At 70.0% G+C, this 13,719-nt stretch carries 17 protein-coding genes; 8 read left to right on the forward strand and 9 right to left on the reverse strand.

Annotation, left to right across the window (positions count from 1 at the left end; all coding sequences use genetic code 11):
* Positions 1-103 precede the first annotated feature (103 nt).
* A complete protein-coding gene (locus AB0F70_RS00120; RefSeq protein WP_357442252.1) occupies positions 104-682 on the reverse strand; it encodes a TetR/AcrR family transcriptional regulator in 579 nt (192 codons plus the stop codon).
* A 138-nt stretch (positions 683-820) separates the two neighbouring features.
* Between AB0F70_RS00120 and AB0F70_RS00125 the strand changes: the two genes are divergently transcribed.
* The 6 genes from AB0F70_RS00125 to AB0F70_RS00150 all read left to right on the forward strand — a co-directional run bounded on the left by AB0F70_RS00125 (position 821) and on the right by AB0F70_RS00150 (position 6,189).
* A complete protein-coding gene (locus AB0F70_RS00125) occupies positions 821-1,690 on the forward strand; it encodes an alpha/beta hydrolase-fold protein (protein WP_357442253.1) in 870 nt (289 codons plus the stop codon).
* 87 nt (positions 1,691-1,777) lie between these two features.
* Positions 1,778-2,545, forward strand: coding sequence for an ATP-binding cassette domain-containing protein (locus tag AB0F70_RS00130; RefSeq protein ID WP_357443528.1), 768 nt, complete (start codon positions 1,778-1,780; stop codon positions 2,543-2,545).
* On the forward strand, positions 2,542-3,285 hold the full coding sequence (locus tag AB0F70_RS00135) for a hypothetical protein (protein ID WP_357442255.1): 744 nt from the start codon (positions 2,542-2,544) through the stop codon (positions 3,283-3,285). The genes AB0F70_RS00130 and AB0F70_RS00135 overlap by 4 nt, the downstream gene beginning before the upstream one ends.
* A gap of 109 nt (positions 3,286-3,394) precedes the next feature.
* Positions 3,395-4,195, forward strand: a complete 801-nt coding sequence (locus AB0F70_RS00140; RefSeq protein WP_357442257.1) for a hypothetical protein — start codon at positions 3,395-3,397, stop codon at positions 4,193-4,195.
* A gap of 88 nt (positions 4,196-4,283) precedes the next feature.
* The gene (locus tag AB0F70_RS00145; RefSeq protein WP_357442259.1) at positions 4,284-5,525 is read left to right on the forward strand and encodes a histidine kinase; all 1,242 of its coding nucleotides are present in this window, start codon (positions 4,284-4,286) and stop codon (positions 5,523-5,525) included.
* Positions 5,518-6,189 carry a response regulator transcription factor gene (locus AB0F70_RS00150; protein ID WP_357442261.1) on the forward strand — a complete coding sequence of 224 codons (672 nt, stop codon included), beginning with the start codon at positions 5,518-5,520 and terminating at the stop codon, positions 6,187-6,189. Before AB0F70_RS00145 ends, AB0F70_RS00150 begins: the two co-directional genes overlap by 8 nt.
* Positions 6,190-6,196: 7 nt before the next feature.
* Here the strand turns inward: AB0F70_RS00150 and AB0F70_RS00155 are convergent, their stop codons facing one another.
* On the reverse strand, positions 6,197-6,877 hold the full coding sequence (locus tag AB0F70_RS00155; protein ID WP_357442263.1) for a TetR/AcrR family transcriptional regulator C-terminal domain-containing protein: 681 nt from the start codon (positions 6,875-6,877) through the stop codon (positions 6,197-6,199).
* A 120-nt stretch (positions 6,878-6,997) separates the two neighbouring features.
* Here AB0F70_RS00155 and AB0F70_RS00160 point away from each other — a divergent pair, with 120 nt between their 5' ends.
* A complete protein-coding gene (locus AB0F70_RS00160) occupies positions 6,998-7,522 on the forward strand; it encodes a hypothetical protein (RefSeq protein WP_357442265.1) in 525 nt (174 codons plus the stop codon).
* A gap of 83 nt (positions 7,523-7,605) precedes the next feature.
* The gene (locus AB0F70_RS00165; RefSeq protein ID WP_357442267.1) at positions 7,606-7,917 is read left to right on the forward strand and encodes a hypothetical protein; all 312 of its coding nucleotides are present in this window, start codon (positions 7,606-7,608) and stop codon (positions 7,915-7,917) included.
* A gap of 15 nt (positions 7,918-7,932) precedes the next feature.
* On the opposite strand, the gene AB0F70_RS00170 is transcribed toward AB0F70_RS00165, so the two are convergent.
* The 7 genes from AB0F70_RS00170 to AB0F70_RS00200 form a co-directional block, all read right to left on the reverse strand.
* Positions 7,933-8,079 carry a hypothetical protein gene (locus tag AB0F70_RS00170; protein WP_357442269.1) on the reverse strand — a complete coding sequence of 49 codons (147 nt, stop codon included), beginning with the start codon at positions 8,077-8,079 and terminating at the stop codon, positions 7,933-7,935.
* Between the two features lie 16 nt (positions 8,080-8,095).
* Entirely contained in the window at positions 8,096-8,272 is a 177-nt protein-coding gene (locus tag AB0F70_RS00175) for a hypothetical protein (protein WP_357442271.1), read from the reverse strand.
* 342 nt (positions 8,273-8,614) lie between these two features.
* On the reverse strand, positions 8,615-8,944 hold the full coding sequence (locus tag AB0F70_RS00180) for an L-rhamnose mutarotase (protein ID WP_357442273.1): 330 nt from the start codon (positions 8,942-8,944) through the stop codon (positions 8,615-8,617).
* Positions 8,945-8,952: 8 nt separating this feature from the next.
* Positions 8,953-9,891, reverse strand: coding sequence for a carbohydrate ABC transporter permease (locus AB0F70_RS00185; protein ID WP_357442275.1), 939 nt, complete (start codon positions 9,889-9,891; stop codon positions 8,953-8,955).
* The gene (locus AB0F70_RS00190) at positions 9,878-10,831 is read right to left on the reverse strand and encodes a sugar ABC transporter permease (RefSeq protein WP_357442277.1); all 954 of its coding nucleotides are present in this window, start codon (positions 10,829-10,831) and stop codon (positions 9,878-9,880) included. Before AB0F70_RS00190 ends, AB0F70_RS00185 begins: the two co-directional genes overlap by 14 nt.
* Positions 10,831-12,201: an extracellular solute-binding protein gene (locus AB0F70_RS00195; RefSeq protein WP_357442279.1), complete on the reverse strand. Its 1,371-nt coding sequence runs from the start codon at positions 12,199-12,201 to the stop codon at positions 10,831-10,833. The genes AB0F70_RS00190 and AB0F70_RS00195 overlap by 1 nt, the downstream gene beginning before the upstream one ends.
* A gap of 316 nt (positions 12,202-12,517) precedes the next feature.
* On the reverse strand, positions 12,518-13,693 hold the full coding sequence (locus AB0F70_RS00200) for a mandelate racemase/muconate lactonizing enzyme family protein (RefSeq protein ID WP_357442281.1): 1,176 nt from the start codon (positions 13,691-13,693) through the stop codon (positions 12,518-12,520).
* Between the last annotated feature and the right edge of the window lie 26 nt (positions 13,694-13,719).

Genomic DNA, 13,719 nt, shown 5'->3' on the forward strand with positions numbered 1-13,719 from the left:
CGATCTCGTTTCGGGCCGCGTGCATCCGACCGATCTCGCGACACCACAGACGTACGAGGCCAACCTCAGACGCAGGACGCCAGCGGTTCGACGACGGAATGGTTCACGACGGGCGACCCTCACCGGTGAGAGCCCTCAGCGAGGTGATGAAGTGCTCGGCCGCGGCGTCGATCTCGGCGGTGGGGGTCAGTAGCCGCTGCAGCAGCAGTCCTCGCAGGCACGAGGTGGCGATGATGCTCTGCCGTTCTGCCTGCGTCGGCGTGACGCCGTCACGAAGGGCGGCCGCCTCAAGGATGTGCGCCAGGTCGTCTATGTCGGCGACGAACTCCTGGAACACGTCCTGTTCGTAGACGGCGAGCCCGACCAGGTGGAAGAAGGCGCGGATTCGATCCTCGTGCGCGGGGTCCGAGTAGAAGCTCCAGATGGTCCGGCACAGCGCCTCGAATCCGAGCTCGTCGCCGGCGGCGGCGATGACGAGGTTGTCCCGACGACGCGCCTCCGACAGCACCGCACGCAGCAGACCTGGCCGCGAACCGAAGTGATAGGTGAGCAGCGTGTGGTGCACACCGAGCCGTTCGGCGACCTGGCGCATCGACAGGTTCGCACTCGGGCCGTTCTCACCGAACTCGTCGAACAGTGCCTCCAGCAGGCGCTCCCGACCTTCTCCGACCGGCGCTCTCACGGTACCTCCCGTTGACGAACTCACCACTGTTGAGTAGCGTACCCGACACCGAATTCACCACTGTTGAGGATGGCGCCCCCGGCCCTGGAGAGGGCCGCACCGTGTGGGGGACGGCGGCGCCACGAAAGGAGAAGCTCGATGAGCCAGATGCTGCACGGCTGCCTGCAGGACACGGAGTACTTCGAGGTCACCGCAGGGTCGGGGCACAGCTACGGCGTCTGGGTGACCACACCACCCGGCTATGCGGACTCGACGGATCCGTTGCCCCTGGTCTACGTGGTGGACGGCAACTGGACCGTTGGTCTCACCGCGCCACTGATCGTCACCCAGGCAGACCCGTTCTTGACGATCGGCCCCTACATCCAGGTCAGCATCGGGTACGCCGGTGCGGAGGCCGCGGCCTGGGAGCACCTTCGCAACCGCGATCTGGTCCCGCCGGGGGAACCGGTCAGCGCGGAGATGGTGGCCACCGTCGAGTGGGCGCGCGACACCGGGAAGATGACCCCGGCGCAGATGGAGGCCTACCTCGCCGAGCTGTCGGACACGCACGCGGATGTCTTCCTCGACTTCCTCACCGCCGAGCTCCACCCCCAGCTGCAGTCGAAGCTGCGCGTCAGCGAGTCCGGGCACGGCCTCTTCGGCTACTCCTACGGAGGCCTCTTCGCCCTCTACGCCTGGCTGCGCGAGGCAGCGCCGTTCGCGACGTTCGGTGCGGGCAGCCCCGGTGTGGTGAGTGCCGACAGCCAGATCTTCAGCCTGGTCGAAGCCCTGCCCCAGCCCGGCGAGGACTCCACTCCCCCGCGCCTGCACATCACGCTGAACGAAGCCGAAGTGCTCGGAGACATCCCGATCTATCGAAAGATGGCGCGCAACGTCCTCTCGGTCGTGGAACGGCTGCACACCAAGGGCCGGTCGGAGCAGGTCTCGAACAAGATGCTCCACGAGACACACGTCACCGGGCTACAGGCATCGTTCCTCAGCTATCTGAAGGCATGCCACACGCGGTAGCCGAATTGTTCAACCCTGGGGTGGCATCGCCGGGCACCGGCCTCTTCGTAGCGTCGACGCAAGTCGTTCGCAGACCGGAGGTCGATGATGGGTATACAGGTGCAGTCGCTGGGCAAGCAGTACGGGCGGGCGTGGGCAGTGCGCGACCTGTCGTTCGAGGTGCGACCGGGGAAGGTGACCGGGTTCCTCGGGCCGAACGGGGCGGGCAAGTCCACGACGATGCGTTCGATCGTCGGGCTCGACCGTCCCACCACGGGCAAGGCGCTGATCGACGGTGTGCGGTACGCCCGGTTGCGTGCGCCGCTGCGGGAGGTGGGCACGGTGCTGGACGCGAGGTCCGCGCACCGGTCCCGGCGCGCCGTCGATCATCTGCGCACCGTCGCAGCGACGCACGGGTTCCGGGCGGCACGGATCGACGAGGTGATCGGGCTGACCGGCCTGGAGAGCGCGGCCCGTGTCAGGGCGGGGAAGTTCTCCCTCGGGATGGGTCAGCGGCTGGGGATCGCCGTCGCGCTGCTGGGTGACCCGCACACGCTGATCCTGGACGAGCCGGTCAACGGGCTGGATCCGGACGGCGTGGCGTGGATCCGCGGGCTGCTGGGCGCGCTCGCCGCCGAGGGACGCACGGTGTTCCTGTCGTCGCACCTGCTGAGCGAGCTGGCGCTCGTCGCGGACCACGTGGTGGTGATCGGACGGGGCGAGCTGATCGCGGATGCCCCGATCGCGGAGCTGACCTCCGACGCCGGGCGCACGCTCGAGGAGGCGTACATCAGGCTGACCCGGGACGCCGTCGAGTACCGCGGCGGAGACGTGGGCGAGCCGCGGACCGGCGCCGCGGGCGGGAGCGGGTCGTGACCGCCGTGGCACGGGCGGTGCACGCCGAGTGGTTGAAATTCTGCTCGCTGCCGTCGAACCTGGTCACCGCGAGCGCCGCGTTCGCCCTGATCATCGGTCTCGCCGCGATGCTGCTGTCGGCCCAGGACGGCGACGGCCCCGTCCCGGCGCCGACGGCGACCGAGCTGCTGGCCGGGGTCGCGTGGGCACAGTTCGTGCTGGCGGTGCTCGCCGTCGTGCTGATCTGCTCGGAGTGGGCGTCAGGCACCAGCAGGGTCACGTTCCTGGCCGTGCCGAACCGGTGGCCGGTCCTGGCCGGGAAGGTCGCCGTCGTGGGCGCCGTCGGGCTCGCCGCGGGCGCCGCCGGAGGTGGAACAGCCTTCGCCCTCGCATCCGCCACAGGAACCGACCTGGGCGACCAGCCGGCCCTCGCGGTCCGGCTGGTGGCCGGCGCCGGGCTGTACCTGGGCGCGATCGCGGTGCTGGCGCTCGGGATAGGGGCGATCGTGCGCGACCTCGCGGGCTCGATCCTCGCGGTGGTCGTGTTCCTGTGGGTCACACCGTTCGCCACCACCATGGTCCCGGTGCCTGAGGTGCGGGAGCTCGCGCTCTACCTGCCGACGTCGGCGGGCCTGCTGCTCCTCGCACCCGACGGCGCCGCCGCCGAGCTCGGACCCTGGGGCGGATACGCCGTCCTGCTCGCCTGGACGGCCGCCGCGCTCGCGGGTGCCGTCGTCGCGCTCCGGGCTCGAGATGTCTGACCGCCACGAGCGCACCGACTCGCCCGAACGCCCCGACCGCCCCGACCGCCCCGACCAGCACGAACAGCACGAACAGCACGACCAGCACGAACACCGTGGAGGTAACCCGATGACTCGCCGAAGCACCCTGACCCCGGCCCGTCCCCTGCTCGTCGGCGCGGTCGCCGCGGAAGCGGTGAAGCTGTGGACGCTGCTCTCCCACCGCATGCTCGCCGCCGGCGCGCTGCTCACGATCATCGGCACCGGCGCGCTGCTCTCGGTCAGCCTGCGGTCCCGGCTCGCCGATCCCCGGTTCGCCGGGCAGACGATCACCGCCGAGCCGGTGCAGTTCATGGACAGCGTGCTGTGGGCGCAGATCGTCGTCGCCGTGCTCGCGGTCCTCGCAACCACCGGCGAGTACACGTCGGGACAGGCCCGGTTGTCGCTGCTGGCACTGCCGACACGATCACCCTGGCTGGCAGCCAAGGCCCTCGTGCTCGCCACGCTCGGGTTCCTGACCGGTGTGATCGGTGCGGCGTGCAGCCTCGGCCTGTCGGTGCTGATCCTGGCGGGGTCCGATGTCGTGTACGCGCCCCGGCTCGAAGAGTCCGTCGCGCTCGCGCTCGGTTCGGGTGCGTACCTCGCTGCGATCGCGGCCCTCGCCACGGGTCTGGCGGCCGCTCTGCGCCACGTCGCCGGCGCGCTCACCGCTGTCCTCGGGCTCCTGGTCGTGGCGCCGCCGCTGTTGTCGTCCATCCCTGGTATCCGGGGGGCAGCCGACTACACCCCGACCTACGCGGGGCGCCGGCTCATCTCCGACTTCCACTCCGTCGCGCAGCTCGATCCCTGGACGGGTTTCGGCGTCCTCGCGCTGTGGGCGGTCGTCGCGCTGCTCGTGGCGGGCGTGCTGCTCCACCTGCGTGACGCCTGACGTGCCGCCTGACATGCCGCCCGACATGCCGCCCCACCTGCCGCAGCGCGCAGAATGGGCCCGGACATCTACCGCGAGAAGGGGAACGATGACGACGGAGGGCCTGCGGGTCGAGGCTGCGGACCTGACGCGTCCGCCGTCGCGCCTCGCCCTCTGGATACGCGAGCACCCACGCACGGTGGACGTCGTCGTCGTGGTCGCCGCTGGGCTCCCCCACCTGCTCGCGCTGAGCTTCCGCACCCAGGGCACCACGTGGTGGGGGTACCTCCTGCTCGCCACCGCGGCCGGGATCCTGCTGGCGCGCCGCCGGTGGCCGCTCACGGTGCTCATCGTGGCCGCCCTGGCCGGCGCGCTCAGCGCGCTCACGCAGCCGGGCCTCGGCTTTCCGACCCTCCCGTTCGCCGTCGCCCTGTACACCGTGGCCTCTCGCCAGACGACGGCCCGCACGGTGATCGGCTACGGCGCCGCGATGGCGGTGGCCATGCTCGCCACCGTCCCGTACTCGCTGAGCGGGATCCGCCCGCAGCTCGGCTCCCTGATGGAACCCGTCTCGCTGATCGCCCTCGCCGCCGGGTTCCTGGTCAGGAGCCGGCGAGACCACACCCGCTGGCTCACCGAGACCATGAACCAGCGGATCGAGCACGCCGCCCTGACCGAACGCACCCGCATCGCCGCCGAGATGCACGACCTCGTCGCCCACTCGCTCACCGTCATCGTCGCCCTCGCCAACGGCGCGACCAGCGCCGCGCAGAAGCATCCCGAACGGTCGCGCGAGGCCGTGGAGCAGATCGCCGCGGTCGGCCGCGACGCGCTCGGCGACATGCACCGCACCCTGGCCCTGCTCCGCGACGCCGACGCCGGGCTCGACGCCAACCTCCACTACTCCGGCGACAACCTCCCCGCCCTGGAGGAGCTCGCCGAGGGCTTTCGGGGCGCGGGGCTGCCCGTCACGCTGACCCGGACCGGGCCCGCGTTACCGGCGGACGCCGCTATCCGGCAGGCCGTCTACCGCATCACGCAGGAGTCCCTGACGAACACGCTCCGGCACGCACACGGTCCCACCGGGGCGACCGTGGCGATCGACCACGGCGACGGCGTCGTCGTCCTCACCATCACCGACGACGGCGGGCCGGTCACCCGGCAGGGCACGCCGGGGCACGGGCTGGTCGGCATCCGGCAGCGTGCCGCGGCCCATGGCGGTGACGCCGAGTCCGGGCCGCTGCCGGGCGGCGGCTGGCGCACCCGCGCAGTCCTGAGTACCGCCGGTCCGCGCACCGTCCCGGACTCCGGAGCAGCGAGCGCCGAGAGGAACGACGTCGTAGATGGCTGAGCCCCGCCCGCGGATCCGCGTGCTCCTCGTCGACGACCATGCCCTCATCCGCACCGGCAACTCGCTGGTGCTGGCCGCGACCGACGACATCGCCGTCGTCGGCGAGGCCGGCACCGGGGAGGAAGCCGTCGCGCTTGCCCGCGCCCTCCGGCCGGACGTGGTGCTCATGGACGTGCGGATGCCCGGGATCGGCGGCATCGAGGCCACCCGTCGCATCACCGGCGCGGTTCCCGGCACGAAGGTCGTCGTGCTCACCACGTTCGACCTCGACGTCTACGCCTTCGAGAGCCTGCGGGCCGGCGCCAGCGCCTTCCTCCTGAAGAGCGCCACGGCCACCGCGCTCACCGACGCGATCCGTACCGTCGCGGCCGGGGACGCCGTCCTCGCGCCCCGTGTCACGGGTCGTCTCATCGAGGCGCACGTCGCGGCCCTCGACCGCGCAGGCGCCGGCCCGCAGCTACGGGCCCTGCTCTCGCCGCGCGAGTACGACGTCTTCCTCGGTATCGCACGAGGACTGTCCAACCCCGAGATCGCCGCCGAGCTCACGCTCGCACTGCCGACGATCAAGACCCACGTCAACCGCATCCTCGCCAAGCTCGGCGCCCGCGACCGGGTGCACCTCGTGATCCTCGCCTACCGGCACGGCATCGCCCGGACCGGCTGAGCGGAGATCAGCGTCCCGACGCCGTCCGACGCTCAAGTCCGTCGAGAAGCGCCTCAAGGCCGAACTCGAAGGTCCTTTCCGGAGAAGCGGCGTAGTCGCTTGCGGCGTGGGTGTCCAGTCGCGCCCGCAGGTACGGATACTGCGCGGCGATCTCCCGGGCCTTGTCCATGGCTCCCTGGAGCTGCAGCTCGGCGGTCGGGCCACCGCCCGCGAGCGAGCGTGCGAGCGATGCGGAAGCGGTAGCGCCTGCCGCGTTGCCGAGCACGTAGGTGAAGACGCTTGCTGCCGCCTGGTCGGCCCGGGCACCGGTGAAGCCCGCCGCCTCGAAGACGGCGAGGCTGCGGTCGTCGTGGCGCGCCTTGCTCTCGCCGTAGACGACGTGCACGGCGAACACCTGCACCAGCCAGGTGTGCCGGACGAACATCCCGTAGAGGTCGGTGGCCATCGACTCGGCCGCCGCTCGCCATCCGACGTGATCCAGGTCGGGGAGGGTGAGCTCGCCCCAGACCCGGTCGGTCGCGAGCAGGACGAGGTTGTCCTTGTTCTGGACGTGCCAGTACACGGCCGTGGCGGCGGACACCAGCCGACGACCGAGCGCCCGCATGTTCAGCCCTTCGAGGCCTTCGGTGTCCAGCAGCTCGATGGCGGCCTGGACGATCTGGTCCCTTGTCAGCGTGTCACGCGGCATACGTACACCGTACGCACGACTTGCACTTTGTTCAATATTGGACTTGCACTTAGTTCAAGTTGTCCGCTACGGTCTCACTCGTCAGCCAGTTGAACTAAGTGCAAGTTGAGGGAGACCACCATGAACACACTCGCCGCAGTCATGCAGCTGCTTGTCGCCGCCGCCTTCGTCAGCATCCCGCTCGTCCGCCACCGTTACGGCCACGTGGCCAAGGCCGCCGCGGTGACCGAGCTGCACCGACAGGGCGTCCGGCCCGAAGTACTCGAGGAGAACAAGCTGCGGTTCGACGCCGGCGGCCACGAGACGGCGGCCCCCGTGGCGGTCGCGGTAGTGATGGTGGCTACCGCCTCCCTCAACTTCGCCGGCGCTGATGCGGCCCAGCTCCTGACCTGGATCTTCTCGTCGCTGGTCCTGCTGATGAACGCGGCGATCGTCTACAGCAACCTCACCGCGGTGAAGTCGGTGGAGGCTGCCTTCCGGAGCAAGGGCGACCCCGAGCTCGCTCGAATCGAGGTCGCTCCGTTCCTCCGGGCCGCCGAGGATGCCTTCCCGAGCTGGGTCCGCGCACAGACGTACGTCCGCAACACCGCGGTCTTCGGGGGCTCGGCGGTCGCGCTGCTCGCCGTCTCCCTGCCCTGGGGGTGAGATCGATCTGGGGCACCGCTCCGGCGAATTCACCCTGCGATCCACGAGACCCGCACCGTGGGCGCGGCGTAGCGTGGCGATCTGTGGACGATGACGAGCTCGTGGCGGCCATGATGCAACCTCTGGAGATCGACTTTCAGGTCACCGACCACTTCGACGAGTGGGACACAGAGGGCATCACGCAGTTCCGCCGTTGCGGACGCCGGGCGATCCGGAAGCTCGGCTACAAGGCGCACACGTTCCAGACCGACCCCGCGAAGCGTGAGGACCGCCGCGTGATCGTGTACGCCATGATCACGAACCGCACCGAGGACGACGAGGCGCGCCTTGCCGAACGCAGCTGGTTCCTGATCCAGAACATGCCGTCCCCGTTCGAGGAACGGCCAGGCCAGTAGCCTCCCGGGACGCGCTCACGACGCCGGAACATACGACGGCGTCGTGAGCGCGACCGGGTCAGCGACCTGGCCGACCATCCATCGCTGGTTGGCCTGTCCGCCGCAGTCCCAGATGACCACCCGGGTGCCGTTGCTGGTCCCGGCCCGTAGGCGTCCAGGCACTTGTTGCCGTACACCCTCAGCTGCTTGCCGGCGGTGTAGGTCCACCGCTGGTTGGAGCCTCCCCAGCAGTCCACAGCTGCGCGTCGGTTCCGCCGGGCGTCGGGTGGACCCCGTCGTCCAGGTCGGAGGCGGTCAGGGCGCCGTACACGTCGACCAGGTGCACGTTCTTGCCGGCATTCACCTTGCTCTGCACGATGCCGGGGATCGCCGCGTTGAAGGTGATGACCGCAGCATTCCCCTCGCTCCACCCGATCGGAATGGAGGGTCAGCAGACCCGGCCGGTACGGCAGGATGCCGTAGTCCATGCCGTCAGAGCTGGGGTCCCGCTCCTGATAGAGGAGCTGCAGTTCTGCGACGTCGACACCGCCCCGCTCGCCCTCTCGCCTCCGGCAAGCTCACCCGGCTCGCCTTCGCCACCGGCGATCTCAGCCTCCGGCTGGTCTGGCACCGCGACCGCGAGGCCGTCCCGGATCTGAGGGAGCTCCTGTACGCGGCCAGTGCGGCGACCGGTCAGGCACCGGCGCAGGTGTAGCAGTCATGGCAGGTGCCACACCTCCTGCATGTCCCGCCACCGCTCGCCCTGCGCAGCGTCCTGGCCGAACGCCGTCTGGCACGGGTCGGTGTGCCTCCACCACTCCTGGGTCACCGGGTCCTGCGCGATCCGGGCCATGTCGGCCTCGTGGTCGGTGCCGGTGTACTCGTAGTAGGCGAACAGCGTGTTCTCCAGCACGAAGATCGTGTAGTTGTGCACGTTGCACGCCTGGAGGGTCACCTCGACCTGCGACCAGACGTCGGCGTGCAGGCGCAGGTACTCCTCGCGCCGCTCCGGGACGATGTTCACGACAAGACCGTGTCTCTCCACCATGTTCGTACTCACTCCTTGGTCCCGCCGGCGGTCATGCCCGCCACCAGGAATCGTTGCGAGAAGAGGAAGATCAGCAGCACCGGGGCCACCGACAGCAGGGTGGCCAGTGCCAGCGCGGGCAGCTCGATCGTCGTCACGCCGGCGGCCGTCGGGTTGAACTGTGGCACGTTGGCCAGCATCTCGGCCAGGCCCACCTGGATGGGCGCCTTGGGGCCGGGCGCGACCAGGAACGGCAGGAAGTAGTTGTTCCAGTTGGCCACGAAGCTGAAGAACCCGACGAGCGCCACCACCGGTTTGGCGAGCGGGAGCGCGATGCGGGTGAAGACGCCCAGCTCCCCGCAGCCGTCGATCCGGGCGGCGGCGAGAAGGTCCGCCGGGATGCTCGAGGAGAAGTAGATGTACGTCAGGTACACGCCGAACGGGAAGAACGAGAACGGCAGGATCACCGACGCCGCCGTGCCAACGAGCTGCAGTGCCGAGAGCTCCAGGAAGATCGGCAGCACCAGCGCCGTGTTCGGGATGAGCATGACCACGAGGGTGGTGGTCAGGAGCACCTTGCGGCCCCGGAACTCCCCCAGGGCCATCGCGTAGCCGGCCGGGATGCTCGTCAGGAGCGTCAGCACGAGCGCGACGCCGGAGTACAGCCCCGCGTTGCCCAGCCACTGGAAAACTATGCCGTCCTGGAAGCTGACCAGGGCGTCCCAGTTCGCTGCCAGGTCGGTGAACGTCCCCGGCGCGAACGGCGCGGTGGTGAGCAGGTCGCGGGGCGACTTCGTCGTGGCGTTCAGGAGCCAGAGGATCGGCACCGCGAAGAACAGGGCGAAGAAGGTGAGCGCGATCGCGACGAACGCGCGTCCCAGCCACGCCCGGGGGTCGGGCTCTGCCCGACGTCGGCCGCGGGCGGCGGGCGCCGTCGGAATCGCGGGCCTCAGATCAGTCGCGCTCAAAGAGTCCTCCCTTGATGACGAAGAACATGCTCAGGCCGAGGGAGACCACGAGCAGGAGGATCGCGATGGCGGCCGACCCGTTCTGGTCGGTCTGCTTGAACGCGTAGAGGTAGGCGAGCTGGTTGAGCGAGTAGTCCACCGGGACCACGCCCTTGCTGGCCTGGGACAGGATGCGTGGCTCGACGAACAGCTGGGTGCCCGCGGCGAGCGACATGACGGCCATGTACGAGATCCACTTGCGCATCATCGGCAGCTGGATGCTGAGCGCGATCCGCAGCCGGCTCGCGCCGTCGATCCGCGCCGCCTCCATCACCTCGCCGGGCACGTTGTTCAGCGCGCCGTAGAGCACCACTATCCAGCCGCCGGCACCGGTCCAGAACGCGATGATCGCGAAGATCACCGGCAGGTTCCCGGGTGAGACCGTCTGCACGAAGGTCTCCATCCCCATGGCGTGCAGCACCCAGGAGACCGGGCTGACCGTCGGGTCCAGGACGAAGAGCCAGAGCATCACGCTCGACGCGCCCGCCAGCGCACCCGGGATGTAGTAGACGAACCGCAGGCCGGTGCTGAGCCTGCGGCTGGCCAGCCCGTGCACCAGCAGGGACAGGACGACGACGAACAGGACCAGCCCGGCCAGCCAGAACAGGACGAACAGCGCGACGTGGAGCACCGCGGGCCCGAAGCGGAAGTCGTCGACCACCCGGACGAAGTTGTCCAGGCCGACGAACTGGTCCTCCTTGGTCAGCGACAGGTAGGCCGCGTAGACCGTGGGCGCCAGGCCGAACATGAGCAGGAGGACCGTGTAGCCGGAGACGAAGAGGTACGACATCCGGCTGCGACTCCGGGCCAGGCTGTCGTGCCGCCTGACCCGGCCCGCGGCCGCCCGCGGCGGCGCCGCTCCCGGAGCGGGAGCGGCGCCGGACCGCTGTGCTGTCACCATCACTCGACCGTGTATCCGTTCACCTGGGCCTCGTTCTCCAGGGCCGTCTGCCAGTCGGGCAGCAGGTCGACGAGCTTCTTGCCCGCCGCGAGCTCGGGCGTCACGGTCTTGGCGAAGACCGCCTCCTGGCTGAACCGGGGGTAGCCCCACCCGTCCCAGACCTGGCCGGACGCCGCGGTGACGTCCGCGGTGAAGTCGCCGGCGAAGTAGCCGGACTCGGCCTGGTTCGCGAGCCACTGATCCGCCGCGGAGGCGTAGGCCGGGAGGCCCGGCCCCAGGTCGACCTGGTACTCGTCGGCGCTCGTGACGAACTCCAGGAACGTCTTCGCCGCGTCGAGGTTCTTGGAGTGCTGGGAGACGAACCAGGTGCCGCCGCCCACGTTCCCGGTCACGGCCTCCTCGCCCTCCCAGGCCAGGGGCAGCCCCGCCCCGATCGTGCCCTCGGGGGCGTCGAGCGAGTCCTTGTTCTGGAAGAGCGCGCCGCTGAACCAGATCGGGCCCGGCAGCATGAGCGTCTTCCCCGAGTACTTGCTGACGAACTCGGCGTCGAAGACGCTGTCCTGCACCACGGATCCCGACTCGATCAGGTTGTCGAGGATCTCAGCCATCTTCACGGAGTTCGGGTCGGACGTGTCCGCGCTGAAGGTGTCCGTCCCGGTGACCGTGTTGATCGGCGCCTTGGCGCCCCAGAAGTACACCTCGGGCGCCCAGGCGTCGCCGACGGAGCCCACGATGTAGCCGGGGTGCTCCTCGGCGACCTGCTCCCCGAGCGCCTCGTACTCCTCCCACGTGGTGGGGACCTCGTACCCGAACTCGTCGAACAGGCTCTGGTCGTACCACGTCACGACGGACGCGAGGTCGTTGCGCAGGCCGTACACGGTGCCGTCGACGGTCGTGGGATCGAGGGCGCCGGGGGTGAAACCGTCCAGGAACTCCTGGTCGAAGTACCCCTGGTCGAGCGGGGCCGCGAACGGCGTCTGGCCGACGGCCGCCCAGGCGGCGTCGTTGTTCTGCGTGGAGAAGACGACGTCGGGCCAGCCGGAGCCGGCCTGGTCGAACGCGGTGACCTTGGTCTGGAAGCTGCCCGAGCCGTTCGCGCCGCCGTCGTAGGTCTCGACGTCGACCGGGATGTCCGGGTGGGCCTTCGTGAACGCGTCGACGGCGGGCTCGCGCGCGGCGTCGACCCAGACCGTGATGGGGCTGTCGGCCTCCTGCTCCTCCGCCGCGAAGCCGTAGGGCGAGTCGGCGCCGGAACCGGGTTCAGCACCGCCGCCACAGGCGGCGAGCGCCAGCGCGGGGACCACGACCGCCGCCGCAAGAGTGAGCCGTCCGAGCCGCGTGCGGCCGGCGGAGCGAGTACGCAAGGACATCGTTGTTCCTATCTCATCAGCAGCAGTGCATGACTGGGATGCGCCTGAAGGCCCTGACTCGGCCCCCTTGCCTCGCGTCAGACTCTACCAGAGATAACATGTATGCCAAGTGTCGTTGGTCATCACACATAGTACGTCTCGCTCCGGACATGTCTGCCCGCTGCCGGATCACCAGGCCCCGACAGGCATTCCGACGGAGGAGAGCCCAGCCATGCCACCCACCGTCGCGGTGACGCGGACGGGCGTGCTGGTGCAGTACGCCCGTATCCACGCGGAGGTCACGGACGCACTCCCCCGGCTCCGGGGCAGCCGCGGGTCAGCCGACCGAGGCCACCTTGAGCTGGGCCGCCGGGTCTCGGCGCTGCGCCAGCCGCAGCCCGGCATCGCGCGGACGGACGTGCGGGCCGGCGGGCGCCGCCCACGACCCCGTCCCCGTGATCGCCGCGATCTCCGTCTCGTCCACCGCGATACCGAGGCCCGGCTCGTCGCCGAGGATGATGCCGCCGTCCTCGAAGGACTGGTCGACCGTCAGGCCGACGGGGAACGACAGGTCCTGGACCTCGCTCACGAGGTGGTTGGGCACCGCGGCGGCCGCGGCGGCCAGCGGGTTGCAGTTGTACGCGACCGGGCTGACCGGCAGGTCGTGTGCGTGCGCGTAGGCGGCGACCCGCATGAAGTGGGTCGGGCCCCAGACGCTCCCGGTCTGCACCACGTCGACCGCCCCGGCCTCGACGAGCGGCCGGAACTGCTCCAGCCCGGTGAGGTTCTCGCCGGTGGCGAGCGCGGTCGACGTCGACCGCGCCAGGGCCAGGTGCCCCTCGACGTCCCAGCGCCGCACCGGCTCCTCGATCCACGTGAGCTCGACCTGCGCCTCGACCTGTGCCAGCTGCCGCCGCGCCTGGTGCCTGCCCCAGCTCTCGTTGACGTCGTACATCAGCGCCGGGTTCTCGCTGTTCCGGCTCATCACCTCGCGCACCACGCCGAGACGGGCCACGTCGCGGCGCAGGTCGAGCCCGCCCTTGACCTTGGCACCGGTGAACCCGCGGTCGGCGAACCGCGAGTACAGGTCCACGAGACCGTCCTCGTCGAGGCCGTACTCGAGGCCGGACGCGTACCCGGGCACGAACCGGTCCCGCGCGCCCAGCAGGCGCCACAGCGGTTCACTGGCCATCTTCGCCTTCAGGTCCCAGAGCGCCATGTCCAGCGCCCCGATCGTGGCGAAGGTCGATCCGGCGTGACCTGCCTTGAAGACCCAGGAGAGCATCCGGTCGTACAGCGCGGAGACCGCGCGGGGGTCCTCCCCCTCGATCGCCGGGAAGACTCGGTCGATCGCGTCGTGCGACCCGAGGCCGACACCCGTCAGACCGCCGTCGGTCTCGACGAGGACGACCGGGACCTCGGTCACGCCGCTGCGGACCACGCCGTTGACGTCCCCGACGGGCCGGCCCCACCGGTGCACGGTGAGCAGGCTCCGATACCCCGTGATCTTCATGGGTCGTAACTTATCATACGAATGAC

Source organism: Promicromonospora sp. NPDC023805, assembly GCF_040639635.1.
In the GTDB taxonomy this organism is placed as follows: Bacteria; Actinomycetota; Actinomycetes; order Actinomycetales; family Cellulomonadaceae; genus Promicromonospora.

Bases quoted from the DNA above. Each gene is read 5' to 3' on its own strand.
- AB0F70_RS00125 (WP_357442253.1), top strand. From the start codon at position 821: ATGAGCCAGATGCTGCACGGCTGCCTGCAGGACACGGAGTACTTCGAG.
- AB0F70_RS00130 (WP_357443528.1), top strand. From the start codon at position 1,778: ATGGGTATACAGGTGCAGTCGCTGGGCAAGCAGTACGGGCGGGCGTGG.
- AB0F70_RS00140 (WP_357442257.1), top strand. From the start codon at position 3,395: ATGACTCGCCGAAGCACCCTGACCCCGGCCCGTCCCCTGCTCGTCGGC.
- AB0F70_RS00145 (WP_357442259.1), top strand. From the start codon at position 4,284: ATGACGACGGAGGGCCTGCGGGTCGAGGCTGCGGACCTGACGCGTCCG.
- AB0F70_RS00150 (WP_357442261.1), top strand. From the start codon at position 5,518: ATGGCTGAGCCCCGCCCGCGGATCCGCGTGCTCCTCGTCGACGACCAT.
- AB0F70_RS00155 (WP_357442263.1), bottom strand. From the start codon at position 6,877: ATGCCGCGTGACACGCTGACAAGGGACCAGATCGTCCAGGCCGCCATC.
- AB0F70_RS00160 (WP_357442265.1), top strand. From the start codon at position 6,998: ATGAACACACTCGCCGCAGTCATGCAGCTGCTTGTCGCCGCCGCCTTC.
- AB0F70_RS00180 (WP_357442273.1), bottom strand. From the start codon at position 8,944: ATGGTGGAGAGACACGGTCTTGTCGTGAACATCGTCCCGGAGCGGCGC.
- AB0F70_RS00190 (WP_357442277.1), bottom strand. From the start codon at position 10,831: ATGGTGACAGCACAGCGGTCCGGCGCCGCTCCCGCTCCGGGAGCGGCG.
- AB0F70_RS00195 (WP_357442279.1), bottom strand. From the start codon at position 12,201: ATGTCCTTGCGTACTCGCTCCGCCGGCCGCACGCGGCTCGGACGGCTC.
- AB0F70_RS00200 (WP_357442281.1), bottom strand. From the start codon at position 13,693: ATGAAGATCACGGGGTATCGGAGCCTGCTCACCGTGCACCGGTGGGGC.